Below are 21,713 nucleotides of genomic sequence, written 5' to 3' on the forward strand. Positions count from 1 at the left end.
CGATCAGGCCGCGGCGCGCGCCAGCGCACGCGCGCGGCGTGCCTTTGCGTCGGGCTGCAGCGGCCGCAGGTATTCGTGCAGCGCCAGCGCGGCCGCGCCCACTGCGGGCGCCAATGCGCCATGGCGCGCGGTGCGCAGGTCGGGCGGAGGCATGCCGGCACCGTCGGCGTGGCGCTTCACGCTCTCGAACGCTGCCTGCGCAAAGCCGCGATGGTCGGCGCAGGCCTTGCCGCCGAGCACGATCGCGCGCGGATTGAAGGTAACCCACAGGTTCTGCAGCAGCACGCCGAAGAAGGCCGCGGCGCGCTGCATGTCGGCGCCCTCGCGCTCCAGCACGCGCGAGCCGAAGAAGGCCTCGGCGCAGCCGCGGCGGCCGCACGAGCACAACGGCCCGTCGAGTTCGAGGATGGTGTGGCCGATCTCCCCGGCCATGCCCTGCGCGCCGGTGAAAAGCCGGTCGTTCAGCACCACGCCGGCGCCCACGCCCACGTCGCAGTTGACAAAAATCAGCGGGTCTTCGCCGTCCTGGCCTTCACTCGCCGCGAACTCGTACTCGCCAAGCGCGGCCGCATCGGCGTCGTTCTGCAGTTGCACGGTGACGCCGGGCAGGCCGACGGCGGCAAAGGCTTTCTCCAGCGCAGGCAGCAGGCTCACGTTGCGCCAGCCGAAGTTGGGCGCGAAGCGGACCACGCCGGTGCAGTCGTCCACCGCGCCCGGCACGCACACGCCGATGCTCGACAGGCGCAGGCCGAGCCGCTCGAGCACCACGTGCGCGGCGGCGGCCATGCGCGCGACCTGCGCGCACGCGCCGGCCGGCGAGCCGTCGGTCAGCGCACGGGTGTCGGCGTGCAGCACCTCGCCCTGCAGCGATACGCACACGAGGCGCACGGTCTCGACGGCGATCTCCACGCCCATCAGCGCGCGCACGCCGACGTTGATCTGCAGCGGCGTCGAAGGCCGGCCCATGCCGTCGGCCACCGTCGCGCCGGCCTCGCTGAGCCAGCCTTCGTCGAGCAGCTCGCGCACCAGCAGGCTGACGGTCGACTTGGTGAGCCCGCTCTCGCTCGCCAGCCGCGCGCGCGACAGGCCGGGCTGCGCGCGCAGCAGCCGCAGCAGCACGCTGCGGTTCATGCGCTTCAACAGTTGCTGGTCGCCGATGGTGGTCACATCAGGAGAGCGCTGCAGTCTCGGCGTGATGGGCCTGCTCTTTGCCCTCGGGCCGCTTGCCGGCAATGATCATCCCGAGCACTTCGTCCTCGGTCACATCGGTGGTGCGGTAGGTGCCGACCAGCTTGCCGTTCTTCATCACCGCGAGGCGATCGCTCAGCGAGAACACGTCGGGCATGTCGTGCGTGATCAGGAAGATGCCCACGCCGTCGGCCTTGAGCTGCTTCACGAGCCCGCCGACCATCGCGGTTTCTTCCGGGCCGAGCGCGGCGCATGGCTCGTCCATGATGAGGATGCGCGCATTGAAGTAGAGCGCGCGCGAGATCGCCACCACCTGCCGCTGCCCGCCCGAGAGCCGGCGCACCGGCACGCGGATATTGGTGAAGTTCCTGTTGAGGCGATGGAATACCTTGCGCGCCTGCACTTCCATGAAGTGATCGTCGAGCGTGCGCCATGGCGTCATCTTCTCGCGGCCGAGGAAGAGGTTCGACACCGAGTCGAGGTTGTCGGCCAGCGCGAGCGTCTGGTAGATGGTCTCGATGCCCTGGGCCTGCGCTTCGGCGGGCGTGCGGATGTGGACCTTCTCGCCCGCGATCAGCGTGTCGCCCGAGTCGATGGGGTAGGCGCCCGCGAGCATCTTCATCAGCGTGGACTTGCCGGCGCCGTTGTGACCCAGCAGCGCGACCACTTCGCCCGGGTAGAGGTTCACGCTCACGCCATCCACGGCCTTGACGCCGCCGAAGGCCTTGCGGATCTCGCGCAGCTCGACGAGCGGTTTTGTCTTGTCGATGTCGGCCATGTCAGTTCTCCCCGAACTTGCGGCGATAGAGCACGTCGAACACCACGGCCACGATCAGCACCTGGCCGATGATCACCATGCGCTTGCCGATCGGCACGTCGAGCAGCAGCATGCCGCTGTCCAGCGACTGCATGATCAGCGCGCCCAGCACCGAGCCGAAGATCGAGCCGCTACCGCCCGCCAGCGCCGTGCCGCCGATCACGGCCGCGGCGATCACGTACAGCTCCATGCCCGTGCCCAGCGAATTGGTGCCCGCGTTGAGCCGCGCGATCGACACGATGGCCGCAACCGTGACCAGCACCGCCAGCAGCGCGAACAGCATCAGCGTGACGCGCTTGACCGGAATGCCCACCAGCGCCGCGGCATCGGGGTTGCCGCCCATCGCGAACACATAGCGCCCGAAGCGCGTGCGGTGCACGATGAACGACAGCACGATCGCCACCACCGCCCAGATCAGCACCGGGATCGGAATGCCCTGCGGCTCGCTCTTCGACGAGATCTGGTAGTTGTTCATGACCCACGCGAAGCCGAACACCACCGCCACCGGCACCGCGGTGATCAGCACGTCGAGCCACAGCGCCTCGGTCGGCATCTCGTAGCGCTGGCGCGCGCGGCGCTTCTGCAGCATGCGCCCGAACAGCACCAGCGCGACCAGCCCTGCGAGCACCCAGCTCGCCGTAACGCCGATGCCGCCGTCGTAGCCGCCGCCCAGCCGCTGGAAGAACTCGTCGTTCACCGGCTGCGTCTTGCCGTCGGCCACGAGGAAGGCCGCGCCGCGAAACGACATCAGCCCGCCGAGGGTGACCACGAACGAGGGCACGCCGAGCACCGCCGTGAGCCAGCCTTGATAGATCGACACGAGGAGGGCCACGGCAAGCCCCGCGAGGCAGGCCGTGGGCCACGACCAGCCCGAGGTGTATTGGAGGTACGCGATCAGCACGCCGACGAAGCCCATCACCGAGCCGACCGACAGGTCGATGTGGCGCGCGACGATGACGAGCACCATCACGGTCGAGACGATGCCGACCACGGCCGTCTGCTGCGCGACGTTGTAGAGGTTCTCGGGCGACAGGAACACGCCGCCCGACATGACGCTGAACACCACCGCCATCACGGCCAGCAGCACGCACATCAGGATCAGCCGCAGGTCGATGCCCGTGCGGCGCCACCAGCCCGGAGTTTCATTGCTCATTTTTGAAGGTGCCCCTTGGAACGGCAGGTGCGCGACCGCGTACCGGCCAGCCCCAGGGGCCGGCCGGACGCCGCGTGGCGCGGATTGGCAGACTCGTTACTTGCAGGCGGCGGGCGCGCTCGCACCCGTGGCGCCCTTGCAGAGCTCGTCCTTATTGATCCAGCCGGCCTTGACGACCACGTCGAGGTTGTCGCGCGTGATCGGCACCGGCGTCAGCAGGCGCGAGGACAGTGAGATCTTCTTGGCGCCGCCGGCCCACGGTGCGGCCTTGTCGACCGGCTTGCCGGCGGCCAGCGCCATGGCGGCGGAGGCGGCTTCGCGGCCGAGTTCGCGCGAATCCTTCCAGACGGTGGCGGTCTGCGTGCCCAGCGCAATGCGGTTGAGCGCCGCGAAGTCGGCGTCCTGGCCCGACACCGGGATGCCGCGCAGGCCCTTGGCGGTGAGCGCTGCCACCGCGCCGCCGGCCGTGCCGTCGTTGGCCGCGACCACCGCGTCGACCTTGTTGCCGTTCTTGGTGAGCATCTGCTCCATGTTCTTCTGCGCGACCTCGGGCTTCCAGCCATCGGTGTATTCGTCGCCGACGATCTTGATGTCGCCCTTCTTGATCGCGGCGTCCAGCACCTCCTGCTGGCCGGCGCGCAGGAAGTCGGCGTTCGGGTCGCTCGGCGAGCCCTTGATGATCACGTAGTTGCCCTTGGGCTTGACCTTGAAGACTTCGCGCGCCTCCATGCGGCCGACTTCGACGTTGTCGAAGGTGATGTAGAACACGCCCGGCGCCTCGATCAGCCGGTCATAGGCCACCACGGGCACCTTCTGGCGCGTGGCCTTGGTGATGGCGGGCAGGATGGCGTCCTTGTCCATCGCCAGCACGATGAGCGCCTTGGCGCCCTTCGACATCAGGCCCTCGATGTCGCCCAACTGCTTCTCGGGCGAGCCGCCTGCATCGGCACTGATGTACTTGGCGCCGAGCTTCTCGAGCTGGGCCTTGATGGCGGCCTCGTCGGTCTTCCAGCGTTCTTCCTGGAAGTTGGACCAGCTCACGCCGACCACGGTTTGCGCCAGGGCGCCCACGGCCGTGAAACCGAAGGCCATGGCGGCCAGGGTGTGTTTCAGTTGCATCGATGTCTCTCCAGTGTTGGTGCGCCCCGCAGGAACCAGCGGTAAGAAATTAGTTAGTTTGAAGGGCGAACTAACTATCCCATCGGGGCGTGCCTCTGGGCATCCGGGAATTCCCGGAGCGCCATCCTGGCGAAGGCGCACGCGAAAAAGGCCGGGAGGTCCCGGCCTTCTCGTGAGCTCGCGCCGCTTCAGGCGGCGAAGCCACCGTCGATGTTCAGGCTGGCGCCGGTCACGAACGCGGCTTCCGGGCTGGCCAGGTAGCCGACCATGCCGGCGATTTCTTCGGGGCGGGCGTGGCGGGCGAGCGCCATCAGGCCGTGCATGGCAGCGGCGTTGGGGCCGTCGACCGGGTTCATGTCGGTGTTGACCGGGCCCGGCTGCACGTTGTTGACCGTGATGCCGCGCGGACCGAGGTCGCGCGACAGGCCCTGCACCAGGCCGACCAGCGCCGACTTGCTCATGGCATAGGCGCTGCCGCCGGGCCAGGGCATGCGCTCGGCGTTGGTGCTGCCGATGTTGATGATGCGGCCGCCTTCGCCCATGTGGCGCGAGGCCGCCTTGGCCGCGACGAACACGGCGCGCACGTTGACGTTCAGCGTCTTGTCGAAGTCCTCGAGCGAGAAGTCGTCGAGGGTGCCGCCGAGGAACACGCCGGCGTTGTTCACAAGGATGTCGATCTTGCCGAGCGCGCGGGCCGTTTCGTCGATGCCGGCGGTGAGCGCGGCGGCATCGGCGCTGTCGATCTTCAGCGCAAGGGCACGGCCGCCTTCGGACTGAATGCTGCGCACCAGTTCGTCGGCCGGGGCGCTGGAACTGGCGTAGCTGAAGGCTACGGCGGCACCGTCGCGCACCAGCCGGCGCACGATGGCGGCGCCAATGCCGCGCGAACCGCCGGTGACGAAGGCGACCTTGCCGGCCAGGACAGGAGAAGAAGAAGCAGTGTTGGAGGCCATGATTTTTCCGTGCAGGTGGAGGAGGAAGGCCTTCAGTGTCGGCAATTCATTCCTGTGGCGGTAGCCATCAATCGAGGCAATCAAATTCAACCCGGAGTTGAAGATGGGAATGACAATGCGGCCATGGAACCGCTCAGTCACCTCGAATCCTTCGTGCAGAGCGCCGAGGGCGGCAGCTTCTCGGCAGCGGCCCGGCGCCTGGGGCTGACGCCGGCGGCCGTGAGCAAGAACGTTGCACGGCTCGAAGCACGGCTGGGCGTGCGGCTGTTCCAGCGCAGCACGCGCCGCCTCACGCTGACCGAGGGCGGCGAGCGCTTCCTGGCGCAGGTCGGCGGCGCGCTCGCCACGCTGCAGGAGGCGGTGGCCGGCATCGACAAGGACGACGGCCAGCCCGCCGGCACGCTGAAGGTGAGCATGGGCCAGGCCTTCGGGCGCGAGCACGTGCTGCCGATGATGGGCGACTTCCTCGCGCGCTACCCGGCCATCCTGCCGGACTGGCATTTCGACAACCAGCAGGTGGACCTGGTGGGCGAGGGCTTCGACGCGGCCATCGGCGGCGGCATCGAACTCGCGGCCGGGTTGATAGCGCGGGAGCTGGCGCGCATTCACGTGGTGGCCGTGGCATCGCCGCGCTACATGGAGGGGCGCGAGCGGCCCCGGCATCCCTCGGACCTGGCGGCGCTCGACACGTTGCTGCGCCGGTCCTCGCCCACAGGCCGGCTGCGCGGCTGGACGCTGCGGCATGCGCGCGGCGAAGAGGCCACGGTGGAGCTGCCCCGGCCGCGCGCGATCTTCAACGACCCCGAGGCCATCGCGCATGCAGCGTTGATGGGTCTGGGCGTGGCGATGCTGCCGATGCCCTTCGTGGAGCGCGGCCTGCGCAGCGGCGAGCTGCTGCGGCTGCTGCCCGACTGGCACCAGGATGCGGGCGCGGTGTGGCTCTACTACCCGAGCAAGAAGCTGCTGCCGCCGAAGACGCGCGTGTTCATCGACTTCGTGCTCGAACGTTTTCGCGACGAGCGGTTTGCGCAGCGGATGCAGGTGGCCTGAGCGGCCTGCCGGCCCACGGGGTTTTCACCCGCGACGTGCGCGGCGCGCGCCTGTACAAACGCGCGCATGACTTCTTTCTTCTGCTCTTCCTTCCGGACCCATCGCCGCGCCGCGCTGGCCGCTTCCGTCGCCACCGCCCTCACGCTGATGGCCGCTCCTTCGTGGGCCCAAGGCACCTGGCCGACCAAGCCCGTGCGCATCGTCGTGCCCTTCGCGGCCGGCGGCACCACCGACATCCTGGCGCGCGCCGTCGCGCCCGAGCTGTCGAAGGCCTTCGGCCAGCAGTTCATCGTGGACAACCGCGCGGGCGCGGGCGGCAACGTGGGCGCCGAGCTTGTGGCCCGCGCGCCGAACGACGGCTACACGCTGCTGATGGGCACGGTGGGCACGCACGGCATCAACCGCGCGCTGTACCCCAAGCTGCCCTTCGACCCGATCAAGGACTTCGCGCCGATCACGCTGGTGGCCGCCGTGCCGAATGTGATGGAGATGAATGCCGACAAGGCGAAGACGCTGAACATCCGCAATGTGCAGGACTTCATCAAGTACGCCAAGGCCAACCCGGGCAAGCTCAACATGGCGTCGAGCGGCAGCGGCACGTCGATCCATCTCGCCGGCGAACTGTTCAAGAGCATGACCGGCACGTTCATGGCCCACATCCCGTACAAGGGCTCGGGCCCGGCGCTGCTGGACATGGTGGGCGGCAACGCCGACGTCATGTTCGACAACCTGCCCTCGTCGATGGCACAGATCAAGGCCGGCAAGCTCACCGCGCTGGCCGTGACGAGCGCGCAGCGTTCGCCCGCGCTGCCGGACATTCCGACGGTGGCTGAAGCGGGAGGCCCGTCGCTCAAGGGCTACGAGGCAAGCTCGTGGTTCGGGCTGCTGGCCCCGGCCGGAACCTCACCGGAGATCGTGAACCGCATCCAGCAGGAAGTGGCCAGGTCGCTGGGCACGCCGGCCATCAAGGAAAAGATGCTCGCGCAGGGCGCGATCCCGAGCGGCAATTCGCCCGCCGACTTTACGAAGCTCATTGCGAGCGAGCACGTGAAGTGGGCCAAGGTGGTCAAGGACTCCGGCGCGAAAGTTGACTGACCCCCAGGCTTCGCGCACTTCGTGTCGCTGGCGCCAACCCCCTTGCAGGGAGCAACGCCTGCGGCCCGGCAAAGCCGGTTCCGCGGCGTTTCGCGACTGGAGCCGTTCGATCTGGTCGATCAGGTCTTCCAAGTCACGTCTTTTTTCTCGGCCAGCGAATCCTTGAGCATGTGCAGCAGCGGGATCGCACGCTGGTGCAGCCCGACATGCTGCTTCTCGGCCTCGCTGGCGTGGCCTTCGACGGCGTAGTCGTCGTTGTTGTGTGCGTTGGCGGCCTCGCGCGCCAGCGCAGCTTCGAGGGCCGCAATGGCGCCCGGGATCTGCTCGACCGTGATGATGCCTTGCGGCGCAATCGCCTTGCCGACGATGTCGAACAACTGCCGGGCATGCACTTCGAGCATCACGAAGTCGGGAGAGGCTCGGGACTGGAATCGATAGAGCATGGTGTTCTCACTCACTTGTAGATGTAGTCACGGGCAAAAGGGTACACCGATTGCGCGCCGCGCAGAACGCCGTGTTCGACCTTGCCGTCTGGCTTGGTGGACAGCATCTGGTGCAGCGAGATCCAGCCCTGCTCGAAACTCATGGCCGAGCCTGCGAGGTAGAGACGATAGGCCCGCAGGATGCGCTCGGCGTTGTCGCTCTGGCGGCCGCCGCTGCGCCGCAGCACTTCGCGCGCGGCGTCGAGCTGCGCCTCCAGCGCGTCCGACCAGGCCCAGAGCGTGCGCGCATAGTGCGGGCGCAGGCTCTCGGTATCGACCATCTCCAGGCCGGCCGCGGCCGTCTCGCGCAACACGTGCGTCACGTGCAGCAGTTCGCCGCCCGGGAAGATGTACTTCTCGATGAAGTCGCCCATGCCGGCGCCGAGCTGGCGGTAGTTGAGTTCGCCCGAGGTGATGCCGTGGTTCATCACCAGCCCACCCGGCCTCAGCAGCGAATGGATCTTGCGGAAGTAGGTCGGCATGTTGGCCGCGCCCACGTGCTCGAACATGCCGACCGAGGAAATCTTGTCGAAAGGCTGGCCGACCGACAGCTCGCGGTAGTCGCGCAGTTCGACGCGCACGCGGCCTTGCAGGCCCTTTTCCTCGATCAGGCGCTGCACGTACGCGTGCTGGTTCTTCGACAGCGTGATGCCGGTAGCGTCCACGCCGTAATGCTCGGCCGCCCACAGCAGTAACGCGCCCCAGCCCGAGCCGATGTCGAGATAGCGCTCGCCCGGCTGCAGCATGAGCTTGCGGCAGATGTGGTCGAGCTTGGCTTCCTGCGCCTGCGCCAGCGTGAGATCGGGCGTACGGAAGTACGCACATGAATAGACCCGGCGCGCGTCGAGCCACAGCGCGTAGAAGTCGTCGGACACGTCATAGTGGAACTCGATCTGGGCCGCATCCTTGCGCAGCGAATGCGAGCCGTGCGACTTGGCCATGTGCTGAAGGCGGCTCCACCAGCCTGTGTCGGTTTCGGCCGGGTTGCCGGGCAGCATGCCGACCGTGGCGTCGATCAGGTCGCGCATGGCCCCCTCGATCTGCACCTTGCCCTCGACATACGCCTCACCGATGGCGCCCACCTGCCGCGCTGCCAGCTTGGCGAGCACGGCCCACTCCTTGAAGGCCAGCGTGACGCGGGCTCCCGCCTGGGCAACACGCCGGCCATCGGGCAGTTCCAGCGCGATGGGGACAGGCAGCGAAGCCAGCTGCGACTCGATCTTGGGTATCAAGTTTTGCATGGAGCCCATGGTATTGATTTTTCAAAGTTTTTGCATGACTGCCCTTGTCGGCCGAAGCCGCGACCCGCGCGCCGGACGGCCGTTACGAATCGCCATTGACAGCAGATTGTTTATGTCTAAACTATTGAACCATGAACAGCCTAAGCCCGGTCAAACCCGCTCCCGCCTCGGACCTCCAACGCATCCTGTGCATCGGCGGCGGGCCGGCGGGCCTGTACTTCGCCCTGTTGATGAAGGCGCGCAACCCCGCGCTGCAAATCACGGTGGTGGAACGCAACCGCCCCTTCGACACCTTCGGCTGGGGCGTGGTGCTGAGCGACCAGACGCTGGGCAACCTGCACGCGGCCGATGCGCCAACCGCGGCGCTGATCGGCAACGAGTTCCACCACTGGGACGACATCCAGGTCTTCTTCAAGGGCCGCCAGGTGCGCTCGGGCGGCCACGGCTTCTGCGGCATCGGCCGCAAGCGGCTGCTGAACATCCTGCAGGAGCGCTGCCTGGCACTGGGCGTCGAGCTGGTGTTCGAGACCGACGCCACCGACGACCAGGCGATCGCCGCGCAGTACAAGGCCGACCTCGTGATTGCCAGCGACGGCCTCAACAGCCGCATCCGCCAGCGCTATGCCGACGTGTTCAAGCCCGACATCGACCTGCGCAACTGCCGCTTCGTGTGGCTGGGCACGCACCAGACCTTCGACGCCTTCACCTTCGCCTTCGAGCAGACCGAGCACGGCTGGTTTCAGGCGCATGCCTACCAGTTCGACGACAAGACCTCGACCTTCATCGTCGAGACGCCCGAGGCCGTGTGGAAGGCCCACGGTCTCGACCAGATGGAGCAGCCCGAGGCCATCGCCTTCTGCGAGAAGCTGTTCGCCAAGTACCTGGGCGGCCACCCGCTCATCAGCAACGCCACGCACCTGCGCGGCTCGGCCAACTGGATCCGCTTTCCGCGCGTGGTGTGCGAGCGCTGGACGCACCGCATCGACGTCGAAGGCCGCTCGGTGCCCGTCGTGCTGATGGGCGACGCCGCGCACACGGCGCATTTCTCGATCGGCTCGGGCACCAAGCTCGCGCTGGAAGACGCGATCGACCTGGCCAACGAGTTCGCGCAGGGCGGCACGGTCGACCATGTGCTCGAAGGCTACGAGGCGCGCCGCAGCGTCGAGGTGCTGAAGATCCAGAACGCCGCGCGCAACTCCACCGAGTGGTTTGAGAACGTGCCGCGCTACACGGGCATGCAGATCGAGCAGTTCGCCTACTCGCTGCTCACCCGCTCGCAGCGCATCAGCCACGAGAACCTGCGCGTGCGCGACACGCAGTGGCTCGGCGGCTACGAGCAGTGGCTCGCAGGCGGCAAGGCGATGGCGCCGATGCTCATGCCCTACAAGGTGCGCGGGCTCACGCTGAAGAACCGCATCCTCGTGTCGCCGATGGCCACCTACAGCGCGGTCGACGGTGTGCCGCAAGACTTCCTGCTGGTCCACCTGGGCGCACGTGCGCTCGGCGGCGCCGCGATGGTGTTCGTCGAAATGACGAGCCCGACGCCCGAAGGCCGCATCACGCCGGCATGCACGGGCCTGTACAACGACGCGCAGCAGGCCGCCTTCAAGCGCATCGTCGATTTCGTGCACACGCAGTCGAGCGCGAAGATCGCCATGCAGCTCGGCCACAGCGGCCCCAAGGGCTCGACCCGCGTGGGCTGGGAAGGCACCGACGAACCGCTCGAAAGCGGCAACTGGCCGGTGCTCGGCGCAAGTGCCGTGCCTTACGGCGAGCAGAACCAGTTGCCCGCAGCGATCACCCGCTCCGAGATGGACACGCTGCGCGAGCAATTCGTAGCCTCCACCCGCCGCGCCGCCGAATGCGGCTTCGACTGGCTCGAGCTGCACTGCGCGCACGGCTACCTGCTGTCGGCCTTCATCAGCCCGCTCACCAACCTGCGCACCGACGAATACGGCGGCGACATCGAGGCGCGCTGCCGCTACCCGCTCGAAGTGTTCCGCGCCATGCGCGCGGTGTGGCCCGCCGACAAGCCGATGAGCGTGCGCATCTCCGCGCACGACTGGGCGCCCGGCGGCAACACCGATGCCGATGCGATCGTGGTCGCACGTCTTTTCAAGGAAGCCGGCGCCGATTTCATCGACGTGTCGTCGGGCCAGACCACGCGCGCCGCGAAGCCGGTGTACGGGCGCATGTACCAGACGCCGTTCTCGGACCGCATCCGCAACGAGGTCGGCATCTCGACCATCGCCGTGGGCGCCATCACCGACGCCGACCAGGCCAACAGCATCATTGCCGCCGGCCGCGCCGATCTCTGCGCCGTGGCCCGCCCGCACCTCGCCGACCCCGCATGGACGCTGCACGAGGCCGCAAAGCTGCAGAGCCGCGACGTCGATTGGCCCAAGCAATACCTGAGCGGCCGCGACCAGATGTACCGCGAGATCGCGAAGCAGCAGCAGATGGCCGCGGCTGCAGTGACGGCACAGAACAACGAGGAGACGCACTGACATGGACCTCGAAGCCCGCGCCCACAGCGAACACCCCGAGGCCCTGCGCCTCTGGCTGCGGCTCCTGACCTGCACCCAGCTCATCGAGAAGCAGGTGCGCAACGAACTGCGCTCCCAGTTCGCCACCACGCTGCCGCGCTTCGACCTGATGTCGCAGCTCGAGCGCTCGCCCGACGGGCTGAAGATGAACGAGCTCTCGCGCCGCATGATGGTGACGGGCGGCAACGTGACCGGCATCACCGACCAGCTCGTGGCCGAAGGACTGGTCGAACGAATCAACGTCGAAGGCGACCGGCGCGCGTGGCGCGTGCGGCTCACCGCGCGCGGGCGCAAGCTCTTCAACGAGATGGCGCAGCAGCATGAAGACTGGATCGTCGAGGCCTTTGCGGGCCTCAGCGGCAAGGAGATCGCGCAGCTCCACAAGCTGCTCGGCAAGGTCAAGCAACACTCACACAACCAACTATTGATGGCGGAGACCGAATGAAGCACTACATCGGCGCAGGCAACCCCATGCGCGCGCAATTCGAGGCGAAGGCGGCCTACAAGGCCGAGCACTTCGCGTGGAGTTTTGAAGCCGGTGTCGGCACCATCACGCTGAACCGGCCCGAGCGCAAGAACCCGCTGACCTTCGACTCGTACGCCGAACTGCGTGACCTGTTCCGCGCACTGGCCTACGCCACCGACGTGAAGGTCATCGTCGTGACCGGTGCGGGCGGCAACTTCTGCTCGGGCGGCGACGTGCACGAGATCATCGGCCCGCTGACCGGCATGCGCATGCCCGAGCTGCTGGAGTTCACGCGCATGACGGGCGACCTGGTCAAGGCGATCCGCGCCTGCCCCCAACCGATCGTCGGCGCCATCGACGGCGTGTGCGCCGGTGCCGGCGCGATGATCGCGCTGGCCTGCGACCTGCGCTACGGCTCGCCCGCCACGCGCACCGCATTCCTGTTCACGCGCGTGGGCCTGGCCGGCGCGGACATGGGCGCGTGTGCACTGCTGCCGCGCGTGATCGGCCAGGGCCGTGCGTCGGAACTGCTGTTCACCGGCCGCGCCATGACCGCGCAGGAAGGCCATGCCTGGGGCTTCTTCAACGCCCTGCACGAAAGCGATGCGTTGCTCGAAGCCGCCATCAAGGTGGCGCGCGACCTGGCGGAAGGTCCGACCTTCGCGCATGGCATGACCAAGACCATGCTGTCGCAGGAATGGTCCATGACCATCGACCAGGCCATCGAGGCCGAGGCGCAGGCGCAAGCGATCTGCATGCAGACCGAAGATTTCAAGCGGGCGTACGAGGCCTTTGCGGCCAAGCGCAAACCCGTGTTCGGTGGAGATTGACGCGATGATGACCAAAGCACCTGCACCGCCATCGACCGCGCACCTCGCGCTGCCATTCTTCGACGATGCACATCGCGCATTGGCCGATGGCCTGCTGCCCTGGGCCGCCGCGCAGGAGGTGGACGAGCGCGACGACCGCGCGGCGTGCCGGGACTGGGTGAAGCGGCTCGGCGACGGCGGCTGGCTGCGCTATGCCGTGCCCGGCAGCGCTGGCGGTGCGCTCGAGCGCCTCGACTCGCGCGCACTCGTGCTGCTGCGCGAGACGCTGGCCTTCCATTCGCCGCTCGCCGACTTCGCCTTCGCCATGCAGGGTCTCGGCAGCGGTGCGATCACGCTCGCTGGCACGCCAGAACAGCATGCAAGCTACCTGACTGCCGTGGCGAAGGGCAGCAAGATCGCGGCCTTCGCGCTCAGCGAACCCGAGGCAGGCTCCGACGTGGGTGCAATGGCCATGCGCGCCGAAACGACCGCCGACGGCTGGCGCCTGAACGGCGAGAAAACCTGGATCAGCAACGGCGGCATCGCCGATTTCTACTGCGTGTTCGCGAAGACCGATCCCACGGGCGGCACGCGCGGCATCACGGCCTTCATCGTCGACGCGACGACGCCCGGCCTCGACACCTCCGCGCACATCGACGTGATGGCACCGCATCCGCTCGCCACGCTGCGTTTCGAGAACTGCATCGTGCCGCGCACGGCGCAGCTCGGCGAACTCAATGGCGGCTTCAAGCTCGCGATGCGCACGCTCGACATCTTCCGCGCCTCGGTGGCGGCGGCAGCGCTCGGCATGGGTCGCCGCGCACTGGCCGAAGCCATCTCGCATTCGAAGAACCGCCGCATGTTCGGCCAGACGCTCGCCGACTTCCAGCTCACGCAGGCCAAGCTTGGCGAGATGGCCGCGCTGATCGACAGCGCGGCGCTGCTCACCTACCGCGCCGCATGGATGCGCGATGACGCCGAGCAGCGCGGCGCGCCTGCGGTCGGCGATGTGTCAGCCGCTGCCGCGATGGCCAAGATGTGCGCCACCGAGAACGCCAGCCGCGTGATCGACATGGCACTGCAGATGCATGGCGGCCTCGGCGTGAAGGTTGGCACGAAGATTGAGAGCCTCTACCGCGACATCCGCTCGCTGCGCATCTACGAAGGCGCGACGGAGGTTCAACAACTGATCATTGGCAAATCCGTTCTGCGGGGATAAACACCGTGTCTGCCCAAGTCGACCGCTTCGTTCACGACCGCCTGCCGCCCGCCGAGCAGCTGCCCGTCTTTCGCTACGACCTGCCCGAGCTGCAGTTGCCCGACCAGCTGAACCTGGTCGAGGAACTGCTCGACAAGGCCGCGTCGAAGGGCTTCGGCGACAACCCGATGCTGCGTTCACCGCAGGGCACGCTGACGTACGCGCAGGCCGCCATCGAAGTCAACCGCATTGCGCAGGTGCTGACCGAGGATCTCGGACTCGTGCCGGGAAATCGCGTGCTGCTGCGCGGCGGCAACTCGGTGGCCATGGCTCTGTCGTGGCTCGCGGTGGTGAAGGCCGGACTGATCGCGGTGGCGACGATGCCGCTGCTGCGCGCAAAGGAGCTGGGCGACATCATCGAGAAGGCGCAGCCCGTTGCTGCGCTGTGCGATGGCCGCCTGCTCGACGAACTCGCGATCGCACAGCGCGAGCACCCCGTGCTGGCCACCGTGATCGCATTCAACAGGCCCGAAGCGCCGGACTCGCTCTCCGCGCGCGCGGCGAAGAAGAGCGGCGTGTTCACGGCCTGCCCCACGGCTTCCGACGACGTCGCGCTGCTGGCCTTCACCTCGGGCACCACGGGCAAGCCCAAGGCGCCCGTCACCACGCACCGCGACGTGCTCGCAATGTGCGAGACCTGGCCGCGCCACGTGTTGCGCGCGCGCAGCGACGACATCGTGATCGGCTCGCCGCCGCTGGCTTTCACCTTCGGGCTCGGCGGGCTGCTCGTGTTCCCGATGTGGGCCGGCGCTTCGGTGTACTTTGCCGACGCGCCGTTCACACCAGAAGGGCTGGTGAAGCTCATCAACGAGGTGGGCGCGACGATCTGCTACACGGCGCCGACCTTCTATCGCCAGATGGCGCCCTTCGTGAAGCAGCACGGCATGCCCAGCCTGCGCATCAGCGTGAGTGCGGGCGAGGCGCTGCCCGACGCCACACGCCAGCTGTGGAAAGAAGCCACCGGCATCGAGATGCTCGACGGCATCGGCGGCACCGAGGTGTTCCACATCTACATCTCCGCCGCGGGCGGCGACGTACGCCGCGGCGCGGTGGGCAAGGTGGTTCCCGGCTTCACCGCCAAGGTGGTGGACGACGAAGGCAACGAAGTGCCGCGCGGCACGGTTGGCAAGCTTGCGCTGCAAGGCCCGGTGGGCTGCCGCTATCTCGACGATCCGCGCCAGGCCGACTACGTGAAGAACGGCTGGAACTACCCGGGCGATTCCTTCGTGCAGGACGACGACGGCTATTTCTTCTACCAGGCGCGCGCGGACGACATGATCATCACAGCCGGCTACAACGTCGGCGGGCCGGAGGTCGAAGACGCGCTGCTGAAGCACCCGGCGGTCGCCGAGTGCGGCGTGATCGGCAAGCCCGACGCCGACCGCGGCATGATCGTGAAGGCATTCTGCGTGCTCAAGCCAGGGCACGAAGGCGATGCGGCCCTCGTGAAGGCGCTGCAGGACCATGTGAAAGCGACGATCGCACCGTTCAAATACCCGCGGGAGATCGAGTTCGTCGCGGTGTTGCCGCGCACCGAAACCGGCAAGCTCCAGCGATTCAAACTGAGACAACTCAACACCACACCATGATCAACAAACTCCTGCAGCCTGAAGGCTGGCTGCCTCCCAAGGGCTATGCAAACGGTGTCGCTGCACGCGGCACGATGCTGTTCGTCGGCGGCCAGATCGGCTGGAACGCACAACAGCAGTTCGAGTCGGACGACTTCATCGAGCAATGCGGCCAGGCACTGCGCAACATTGCCGAGGTGTTGCGCGCAGGCGGCGCGGGCCCCGAGCACATGGTGCGCATGACCTGGTACGTGACGGACCGCGACGAATACAGCCGCCGGCTCTCCGAGCTCGGCCCCGTCTATCGCGATGCCATGGGCCGCAACTTCCCGGCCATGACCTGCGTGCAGGTGGCGGCGCTGGTCGAGCACCGCGCGAAGGTGGAAATCGAAGTCACGGCAGTCATTCCCGACTGATTGGGCGGCAATGGCCGGCGGAAATAAAAATGCCCTCTTCGAGAGGGCATTTTTTAATTCACCGACAAAAGAAAAAAGGCCCTTTGAAATTCAAAGGGCCTTTTAAATTGGTTGCGCGAGCAAGATTTGAACTTGCGACCTTTGGGTTATGAGCCCAACGAGCTACCAGGCTGCTCCATCGCGCGGCAAGATGGAATTATAACTTATTCTGCAGCGCTTTGCTCGGCTGCTTCTTCTTTAATTTCAGCACGGTCGACCAGTTCGACGAGCGCCATCGGGGCATTGTCGCCCACGCGGAAACCCATCTTCAGGATGCGGGTGTAGCCGCCCGGACGCGCTGCGAAACGCGGGCCGAGTTCGCCGAAGAGCTTGACGACGCTGTCGCGGCTGCGCAGGCGGTCGAAGGCCAGGCGCTTGTTGGCGAGCGTGGGCTTCTTGGCGAGCGTGATCATCGGTTCGATGACGCGGCGCAGTTCCTTGGCCTTGGGGACCGTGGTCTTGATGACTTCGTGCTCGATGAGCGAATTCATCATGTTCTGCAGCATCGCGAGGCGGTGCGAGCTGGTGCGGTTGAGTTTGCGGAGTCCGTGTCCGTGACGCATGGTGCTTTCCTTTACTTTATAAAAACAGGCAGCCGTGTCAGGTACTGCCCGGTGCACTGGCCCTTTCAGGGGCCAAATTCAAAAATTCAAATCAACGCTTGTCGAGACCGGCCGGCGGCCAGCTTTCGAGCTTCATGCCCAAGGTCAGGCCGCGCGAGGCGAGCACTTCCTTGATTTCGTTGAGCGACTTGCGACCCAGGTTCGGGGTCTTGAGCAGCTCGTTTTCGGTGCGCTGGATCAGATCACCGATGTAGTAGATGTTTTCGGCCTTCAGGCAGTTGGCCGAACGCACCGTCAGTTCGAGTTCGTCGACAGGGCGCAGCAGGATCGGATCGAATTGCTGTGCGCTGCGCGGTGCGGGTGCATCGAATGCAGCGAGTTCGCCGCCTTCGAGCTGCGCAAACACGGCGAGCTGTTCGACCAGGATTTTAGCCGAAGCGCGCACGGCATCTTCGGCGGTGATCGCACCGTTGGTCTCGATTTCGACCAGCAGCTTGTCCAGGTCGGTACGCTGTTCGACACGGGCGCTTTCGACCGTGTAGCTCACGCGCTTGACCGGCGAGAACGAGGCGTCCAGGACGATGCGACCGATCGACTTGGTCGGCTCGTCGGCGTAGCGGCGCATCGTGCCGGGCACGTAGCCGCGACCCTTTTCAACCTTGATCTGCATGTCGAGCTTGCCGCCTTGCGACAGGTGCGCGATCACGTGGTCGGGGTTGATGATCTCGACGTCGTGCGGGGTCTGGATGTCCGATGCCAGGACCGGACCTTCGCCGTCCTTGCGCAGGCTCAGCGTGACTTCGTCGCGGTTGTGGAGCTTGAACACCACGCCCTTGAGATTCAGCAGGATGTTGACGACATCTTCCTGCACGCCGTCGATCGACGAGTACTCATGCAGAACGCCGGCGATCGTGACTTCGGTGGCCGAGTAGCCCACCATGGACGACAGCAGAACGCGACGCAGCGCGTTGCCGAGCGTGTGGCCATAGCCGCGCTCGAAAGGCTCGAGCGTCACCTTGGCCTTGTTGGCCGCAAGTTGCTCGACCTGGATGGTCTTGGGTTTCAGCAGGGTGGTTTGCATGCAGACTTCCTCTCAATACCCCCGGCTCGTTACACCGGTAAGGCTGGTGAAGCACCTGATCCGCGACGAAGCGCGGAGCAGGAACGTGAACAACAATAACAATCTCCCGCACGCGCCGAAGGGCGGGTGCGGGTAGAAAAAATCAACGCGAATACAGTTCGACGATCAGCGATTCGTTGATGTCGGCTGCGAATTCGTCGCGATCGGGCACCTTCTTGAACGTGCCTTCGGCCTTGTCGGCATTCACATCGACCCAAGCCGGGATACCGACTTGCTGGGCGAGTTGCAGCGCTTCGACAATGCGGTTCTGCTTCTTGGACTTGTCGCGCACGGCGATCACGTCACCGGTCTTGACCAGGTACGACGGGATGTTGACCGACTGGCCGTTCACCGTGATCGCCTTGTGCGACACGAGCTGGCGTGCTTCAGCGCGGGTCGAGCCGAAGCCCATGCGGTAGACGACGTTGTCCAGGCGCGATTCGAGGATGAACAGCAGGTTGGCGCCGGTGTTGCCACGGCGACGATCGGCTTCTTCGAAGTAGCGGCGGAATTGCTTTTCGAGCACGCCGTACATGCGCTTGACCTTCTGCTTTTCACGCAGTTGCAGGCCGTAGTCGGAAGTGCGCTGACCCGAGGTGCGACCGTGCTGGCCGGGCTTGGAGTCGAACTTGGCCTTGTCCTGGATCGAACGGCGGGCGCTCTTCAGGAACAGGTCGGTGCCTTCACGGCGGGAAAGTTTGGCCTTGGGGCCGAGGTAACGTGCCACGATTCTTCCTTTGTGTATCTGCCGCAGTAGCCTGCGGGAGCCACTTGCGAAACGCGAGTGGCGGTGGGCTTAGATAAAAAACAAATGCGCAGCCGCTATTCAAAGCCGGCTGCGCCTTGCGGACTGACGATCAGATGCGGCGACGCTTCTGGGGACGGCAGCCGTTGTGCGGAACGGGCGTCACGTCGGCAATGGAATTGATCCGGATGCCGAGCGCAGCCAGTGCGCGCACCGACGATTCGCGACCGGGGCCCGGGCCCTTGATCTCGACGTCGAGGTTCTTGATACCTTGTTCGACAGCAGCACGGCCGGCCACTTCGGAAGCGACCTGCGCAGCGAACGGGGTCGACTTGCGCGAGCCCTTGAAGCCCTGGCCACCCGACGAAGCCCACGACAGGGCGTTGCCCTGGCGATCGGTGATCGTGATGATGGTGTTGTTGAACGAGGCATGCACGTGGGCGATGCCGTCCGCAACGTTCTTGCGAACCTTCTTGCGAACGCGCTGTGCGGCGTTGTTTGCAGGTGCTTTAGCCATGCTTGTCTATCCTTATTTCTTCAGGGACTGCGCTGCCTTGCGCGGACCCTTGCGGGTGCGGGCATTGGTGCGCGTGCGCTGGCCGCGCATCGGCAGGCCGCGACGGTGACGGAAGCCGCGATAGCAGCCGATGTCCATCAAACGCTTGATGTTCATCGTCGTCTCGCGACGCAGATCGCCTTCGATGGTGAACAGAGCGATCTGGTCGCGGATCTTCTCGAGATCGGCGTCGGTCAGATCCTTGATCTTCTTCGAATATTCGATGCCGCTCGCTTCGCAGATCTGACGGGCGCGGGTGCGACCGATGCCGAAGATGGCGGTCAGGCCGATTTCAGCGTGCTTGTGCGGCGGAATGTTGATGCCAGCAATACGTGCCATGTGCGTCCTCTAATACTCTTCAATCAACCCTGGCGCTGCTTGTGGCGCGGGTCGGTGCAAATCACACGCACCACACCTTTACGGCGGATGACCTTGCAATTACGGCAGATGGTTTTGACCGAAGCCGAAACTCTCATTTCATTCTCCTAAAACTGTTTAACGTGGCGGTCTACCGCCCGGACTCAATACTGCAACACAGCCCTACGATGTCTTGAAGTTCGCCTTCTTCAGCAGCGATTCGTACTGCTGGGACATCATGTAGTTTTGCACCTGGGCCATGAAGTCCATCGTGACGACCACGATGATCAGCAGGGAGGTACCACCGAAGTAGAACGGCACGTTGTACTTCAGGATCAGGAACTCGGGCAGCAGGCAGACGAAGGTGATGTACACCGCGCCGGCCAACGTCAGGCGAACCAGAATCTTGTCGATATAGCGAGCGGTCTGGTCACCCGGGCGAATGCCAGGAATGAATGCACCACTCTTCTTCAGGTTGTCGGCCGTTTCCTTGCTGTTGAACACGAGTGCCGTGTAGAAGAAGCAGAAGAAAACGATCGCGGCAGCATACAACAGCACGTAGATTGGCTCGCCAGGACGCAGTGCGCCGGCAACGTCCTTGATCCAGCGGAAACCGCCTTCACCGGTGCTGAACCAGCCAACCACCGTTGCGGGCAGCAGGATGATCGACGAGGCGAAGATCGGCGGAATCACACCGGCCATGTTCAGCTTCAAGGGCAGGTGCGACGATTGGCCGCCGTAGACCTTGTTGCCAACCTGGCGCCGCGCATAGTTCACGAGGATCTTGCGCTGGCCGCGTTCCACGAACACCACGAAGTAGGTGACCAGCACCACGACAGCGATGATGAAGAGCGCAATGATCGGATTCATCGCACCGGTCGTCACCAGCGAAGCCAGGCCGCCGATGGCGTTGGGCAAACCGGCCGCGATACCTGCAAAGATCAGGATCGAGATACCGTTGCCCAGGCCGCGCTCGGTGATCTGTTCGCCGAGCCACATCAGGAACATCGAACCTGCCGTCAGGCTCACCATGGCGGTCAGGCGGAAGCCGAAACCGGGGGCGATGACCAGACCGGCCGACGACTCGAGGGCCACTGCGATGCTGAACGACTGGAACAGTGCCAGACCCAGCGCGCCGTAGCGCGTGTACTGCGTGATCTTGCGGCGGCCGGCCTCGCCTTCCTTCTTCAATTGCTCGAAGGTCGGAAGCACGTAGGTCATCAGCTGCATGATGATCGACGCCGAGATGTACGGCATGATCCCCAACGCGAACACGGTGAAGCGCGACAGCGCACCGCCCGAGAACATGTTGAACAGGCTCAGAATGCCGCCCTGCTGGCCCTGGAACAACGCCGCCAGCTGGTCCGGGTTGATACCCGGCACAGGAATGTGCGCGCCAATCCGATAGACCACGAGCGCGAGCAGCAAAAAGACGAGCCGACGACGAAGGTCGCCGAACTTGCCTGTTTTTGCGATCGTTGCCGCGTTAGTTGCCACGAAGAACTTCTTTCAGTCCGATGGTGATCAGGCGATGCTGCCGCCGGCCGCTTCGATAGCAGCCTTGGCGCCAGCCGTTGCGCCCACGCCCGTCAGTTTGACGGCCTTGGTGAGTTCACCGGTCTTGACGACCTTGACGACCTTGGCGAGCTGGCCCACGAGGCCGGCTTGCTTCAGCGCCAGGACATCCACTTCAGCCAGACCGAGCTGCTCGAGGGCAGTCAGTGTGACTTCGGCGTTGAACTTCAGCAGGTGCGACTTGAAGCCACGCTTCGGCAGGCGACGCTGCAGCGGCATTTGACCGCCTTCGAAGCCGACCTTGTGGAAACCGCCTGCGCGCGACTTCTGACCCTTGTGACCGCGGCCTGCGGTCTTGCCGATGCCGGAGCCGATACCGCGGCCGACGCGACGCTTCGCGTGCTTGGCGCCGGCTGCCGGCTTGATGCCATTGAGTTCCATATCAGTCTCTCTTACAGAACCTTGACCAGATAACTGATCTTGTTGATCATGCCGCGCACCGCCGGGGTGTCCTGCAGCTCGCTCACGCTGTTGAGCTTGCGCAGGCCGAGGCCACGCACGGTCGCGCGATGCGATTCCTTGGTGCCAATCGGGCTCTTGACCAGTTGCACCTTGAGGGTTTGTTGTTGCGTCGTCATTTGAATGCTTCCTTCAGCC

At 65.7% G+C, this 21,713-nt stretch carries 24 protein-coding genes and 1 tRNA gene; 8 read left to right on the forward strand and 17 right to left on the reverse strand.

Annotation, left to right across the window (positions count from 1 at the left end; genetic code table 11):
- Positions 1-3 precede the first annotated feature (3 nt).
- The 5 genes from ACCC97_RS06140 to ACCC97_RS06160 all read right to left on the reverse strand — a co-directional run bounded on the left by ACCC97_RS06140 (position 4) and on the right by ACCC97_RS06160 (position 5,230).
- Positions 4-1,167 carry an ROK family transcriptional regulator gene (locus ACCC97_RS06140; RefSeq protein WP_413331876.1) on the reverse strand — a complete coding sequence of 388 codons (1,164 nt, stop codon included), beginning with the start codon at positions 1,165-1,167 and terminating at the stop codon, positions 4-6.
- A 1-nt stretch (position 1,168) separates the two neighbouring features.
- Positions 1,169-1,966, reverse strand: coding sequence for an ATP-binding cassette domain-containing protein (locus ACCC97_RS06145; protein ID WP_007830541.1), 798 nt, complete (start codon positions 1,964-1,966; stop codon positions 1,169-1,171).
- Position 1,967: 1 nt separating this feature from the next.
- On the reverse strand, positions 1,968-3,158 hold the full coding sequence (locus ACCC97_RS06150) for a sugar ABC transporter permease (RefSeq protein ID WP_007830539.1): 1,191 nt from the start codon (positions 3,156-3,158) through the stop codon (positions 1,968-1,970).
- A gap of 96 nt (positions 3,159-3,254) precedes the next feature.
- Entirely contained in the window at positions 3,255-4,277 is a 1,023-nt protein-coding gene (gene xylF / locus ACCC97_RS06155) for a D-xylose ABC transporter substrate-binding protein (RefSeq protein ID WP_007830537.1), read from the reverse strand.
- Positions 4,278-4,465: 188 nt separating this feature from the next.
- Entirely contained in the window at positions 4,466-5,230 is a 765-nt protein-coding gene (locus ACCC97_RS06160) for an SDR family oxidoreductase (RefSeq protein ID WP_413331877.1), read from the reverse strand.
- A gap of 123 nt (positions 5,231-5,353) precedes the next feature.
- Between ACCC97_RS06160 and ACCC97_RS06165 the strand changes: the two genes are divergently transcribed.
- Both ACCC97_RS06165 and ACCC97_RS06170 read left to right on the forward strand, forming a co-directional pair.
- Positions 5,354-6,280: a LysR family transcriptional regulator gene (locus tag ACCC97_RS06165; RefSeq protein WP_007830533.1), complete on the forward strand. Its 927-nt coding sequence runs from the start codon at positions 5,354-5,356 to the stop codon at positions 6,278-6,280.
- A 66-nt stretch (positions 6,281-6,346) separates the two neighbouring features.
- Complete coding sequence (locus ACCC97_RS06170) at positions 6,347-7,375, forward strand: Bug family tripartite tricarboxylate transporter substrate binding protein (protein WP_413315511.1); 1,029 nt, start codon at positions 6,347-6,349, stop codon at positions 7,373-7,375.
- 119 nt (positions 7,376-7,494) lie between these two features.
- Here ACCC97_RS06170 and ACCC97_RS06175 read toward each other — a convergent pair whose 3' ends face one another.
- Both ACCC97_RS06175 and ACCC97_RS06180 read right to left on the reverse strand, forming a co-directional pair.
- On the reverse strand, positions 7,495-7,818 hold the full coding sequence (locus ACCC97_RS06175; RefSeq protein WP_413331878.1) for a DUF1840 domain-containing protein: 324 nt from the start codon (positions 7,816-7,818) through the stop codon (positions 7,495-7,497).
- A gap of 11 nt (positions 7,819-7,829) precedes the next feature.
- Positions 7,830-9,098: a class I SAM-dependent methyltransferase gene (locus tag ACCC97_RS06180; RefSeq protein ID WP_413315510.1), complete on the reverse strand. Its 1,269-nt coding sequence runs from the start codon at positions 9,096-9,098 to the stop codon at positions 7,830-7,832.
- A 131-nt stretch (positions 9,099-9,229) separates the two neighbouring features.
- Between ACCC97_RS06180 and ACCC97_RS06185 the strand changes: the two genes are divergently transcribed.
- From ACCC97_RS06185 to ACCC97_RS06210, 6 genes are read left to right on the forward strand one after another with little or no spacing between them, the layout of a single operon-like run.
- Complete coding sequence (locus tag ACCC97_RS06185) at positions 9,230-11,605, forward strand: bifunctional salicylyl-CoA 5-hydroxylase/oxidoreductase (protein ID WP_009124837.1); 2,376 nt, start codon at positions 9,230-9,232, stop codon at positions 11,603-11,605.
- 1 nt (position 11,606) lies between these two features.
- Positions 11,607-12,089, forward strand: coding sequence for a MarR family winged helix-turn-helix transcriptional regulator (locus ACCC97_RS06190; RefSeq protein ID WP_009124835.1), 483 nt, complete (start codon positions 11,607-11,609; stop codon positions 12,087-12,089).
- Positions 12,086-12,940 (forward strand): enoyl-CoA hydratase family protein, encoded by an 855-nt coding sequence (locus tag ACCC97_RS06195; RefSeq protein WP_009124832.1) that lies wholly within the window; start codon positions 12,086-12,088, stop codon positions 12,938-12,940. The genes ACCC97_RS06190 and ACCC97_RS06195 overlap by 4 nt, the downstream gene beginning before the upstream one ends.
- 4 nt (positions 12,941-12,944) lie before the next feature.
- Positions 12,945-14,138, forward strand: a complete 1,194-nt coding sequence (locus tag ACCC97_RS06200; protein ID WP_009124831.1) for an acyl-CoA dehydrogenase family protein — start codon at positions 12,945-12,947, stop codon at positions 14,136-14,138.
- Between the two features lie 5 nt (positions 14,139-14,143).
- Positions 14,144-15,766 carry an AMP-binding protein gene (locus ACCC97_RS06205; protein WP_009124830.1) on the forward strand — a complete coding sequence of 541 codons (1,623 nt, stop codon included), beginning with the start codon at positions 14,144-14,146 and terminating at the stop codon, positions 15,764-15,766.
- Positions 15,763-16,161 carry a RidA family protein gene (locus ACCC97_RS06210; protein WP_009124829.1) on the forward strand — a complete coding sequence of 133 codons (399 nt, stop codon included), beginning with the start codon at positions 15,763-15,765 and terminating at the stop codon, positions 16,159-16,161. Before ACCC97_RS06205 ends, ACCC97_RS06210 begins: the two co-directional genes overlap by 4 nt.
- A 108-nt stretch (positions 16,162-16,269) precedes the next feature.
- Here the strand turns inward: ACCC97_RS06210 and ACCC97_RS06215 are convergent.
- The 10 genes from ACCC97_RS06215 to rpmD all read right to left on the reverse strand — a co-directional run bounded on the left by ACCC97_RS06215 (position 16,270) and on the right by rpmD (position 21,694).
- Positions 16,270-16,346: transfer RNA gene (locus tag ACCC97_RS06215), tRNA-Met, on the reverse strand.
- Between the two features lie 18 nt (positions 16,347-16,364).
- Entirely contained in the window at positions 16,365-16,763 is a 399-nt protein-coding gene (gene rplQ, locus ACCC97_RS06220) for a 50S ribosomal protein L17 (protein ID WP_009124828.1), read from the reverse strand.
- Between the two features lie 91 nt (positions 16,764-16,854).
- Entirely contained in the window at positions 16,855-17,844 is a 990-nt protein-coding gene (locus ACCC97_RS06225) for a DNA-directed RNA polymerase subunit alpha (protein WP_009124827.1), read from the reverse strand.
- Positions 17,845-17,986: 142 nt separating this feature from the next.
- A complete protein-coding gene (gene rpsD / locus ACCC97_RS06230) occupies positions 17,987-18,610 on the reverse strand; it encodes a 30S ribosomal protein S4 (RefSeq protein WP_009124826.1) in 624 nt (207 codons plus the stop codon).
- Between the two features lie 130 nt (positions 18,611-18,740).
- Entirely contained in the window at positions 18,741-19,145 is a 405-nt protein-coding gene (gene rpsK / locus ACCC97_RS06235; protein ID WP_009124825.1) for a 30S ribosomal protein S11, read from the reverse strand.
- 12 nt (positions 19,146-19,157) lie between these two features.
- A complete protein-coding gene (rpsM, locus tag ACCC97_RS06240) occupies positions 19,158-19,523 on the reverse strand; it encodes a 30S ribosomal protein S13 (protein WP_013544105.1) in 366 nt (121 codons plus the stop codon).
- A gap of 23 nt (positions 19,524-19,546) precedes the next feature.
- Positions 19,547-19,660, reverse strand: coding sequence for a 50S ribosomal protein L36 (gene rpmJ, locus ACCC97_RS06245; RefSeq protein WP_013544106.1), 114 nt, complete (start codon positions 19,658-19,660; stop codon positions 19,547-19,549).
- A 64-nt stretch (positions 19,661-19,724) separates the two neighbouring features.
- A complete protein-coding gene (gene secY / locus ACCC97_RS06250; RefSeq protein WP_009124822.1) occupies positions 19,725-21,038 on the reverse strand; it encodes a preprotein translocase subunit SecY in 1,314 nt (437 codons plus the stop codon).
- A gap of 27 nt (positions 21,039-21,065) precedes the next feature.
- Positions 21,066-21,497: a 50S ribosomal protein L15 gene (gene rplO / locus ACCC97_RS06255; RefSeq protein ID WP_009124820.1), complete on the reverse strand. Its 432-nt coding sequence runs from the start codon at positions 21,495-21,497 to the stop codon at positions 21,066-21,068.
- Positions 21,498-21,508: 11 nt separating this feature from the next.
- Positions 21,509-21,694 (reverse strand): 50S ribosomal protein L30, encoded by a 186-nt coding sequence (gene rpmD, locus ACCC97_RS06260; RefSeq protein ID WP_009124818.1) that lies wholly within the window; start codon positions 21,692-21,694, stop codon positions 21,509-21,511.
- Positions 21,695-21,713: the final 19 nt, after the last annotated feature.

Source organism: Variovorax sp. Varisp85 (assembly GCF_047304045.1).
GTDB lineage: Bacteria > Pseudomonadota > Gammaproteobacteria > Burkholderiales > Burkholderiaceae_C > Variovorax.

Coding starts and splice junctions, on each gene's coding strand:
- ACCC97_RS06145 (WP_007830541.1), bottom strand. CDS start 1,966: ATGGCCGACATCGACAAGACAAAACCGCTCGTCGAGCTGCGCGAGATC.
- ACCC97_RS06150 (WP_007830539.1), bottom strand. CDS start 3,158: ATGAGCAATGAAACTCCGGGCTGGTGGCGCCGCACGGGCATCGACCTG.
- xylF (WP_007830537.1), bottom strand. CDS start 4,277: ATGCAACTGAAACACACCCTGGCCGCCATGGCCTTCGGTTTCACGGCC.
- ACCC97_RS06160 (WP_413331877.1), bottom strand. CDS start 5,230: ATGGCCTCCAACACTGCTTCTTCTTCTCCTGTCCTGGCCGGCAAGGTC.
- ACCC97_RS06165 (WP_007830533.1), top strand. CDS start 5,354: ATGGAACCGCTCAGTCACCTCGAATCCTTCGTGCAGAGCGCCGAGGGC.
- ACCC97_RS06170 (WP_413315511.1), top strand. CDS start 6,347: ATGACTTCTTTCTTCTGCTCTTCCTTCCGGACCCATCGCCGCGCCGCG.
- ACCC97_RS06175 (WP_413331878.1), bottom strand. CDS start 7,818: ATGCTCTATCGATTCCAGTCCCGAGCCTCTCCCGACTTCGTGATGCTC.
- ACCC97_RS06180 (WP_413315510.1), bottom strand. CDS start 9,098: ATGCAAAACTTGATACCCAAGATCGAGTCGCAGCTGGCTTCGCTGCCT.
- ACCC97_RS06185 (WP_009124837.1), top strand. CDS start 9,230: ATGAACAGCCTAAGCCCGGTCAAACCCGCTCCCGCCTCGGACCTCCAA.
- ACCC97_RS06190 (WP_009124835.1), top strand. CDS start 11,607: ATGGACCTCGAAGCCCGCGCCCACAGCGAACACCCCGAGGCCCTGCGC.
- ACCC97_RS06195 (WP_009124832.1), top strand. CDS start 12,086: ATGAAGCACTACATCGGCGCAGGCAACCCCATGCGCGCGCAATTCGAG.
- ACCC97_RS06200 (WP_009124831.1), top strand. CDS start 12,945: ATGATGACCAAAGCACCTGCACCGCCATCGACCGCGCACCTCGCGCTG.
- ACCC97_RS06210 (WP_009124829.1), top strand. CDS start 15,763: ATGATCAACAAACTCCTGCAGCCTGAAGGCTGGCTGCCTCCCAAGGGC.
- rplQ (WP_009124828.1), bottom strand. CDS start 16,763: ATGCGTCACGGACACGGACTCCGCAAACTCAACCGCACCAGCTCGCAC.
- ACCC97_RS06225 (WP_009124827.1), bottom strand. CDS start 17,844: ATGCAAACCACCCTGCTGAAACCCAAGACCATCCAGGTCGAGCAACTT.
- rpsK (WP_009124825.1), bottom strand. CDS start 19,145: ATGGCTAAAGCACCTGCAAACAACGCCGCACAGCGCGTTCGCAAGAAG.
- rpsM (WP_013544105.1), bottom strand. CDS start 19,523: ATGGCACGTATTGCTGGCATCAACATTCCGCCGCACAAGCACGCTGAA.
- rpmJ (WP_013544106.1), bottom strand. CDS start 19,660: ATGAGAGTTTCGGCTTCGGTCAAAACCATCTGCCGTAATTGCAAGGTC.
- rplO (WP_009124820.1), bottom strand. CDS start 21,497: ATGGAACTCAATGGCATCAAGCCGGCAGCCGGCGCCAAGCACGCGAAG.
- rpmD (WP_009124818.1), bottom strand. CDS start 21,694: ATGACGACGCAACAACAAACCCTCAAGGTGCAACTGGTCAAGAGCCCG.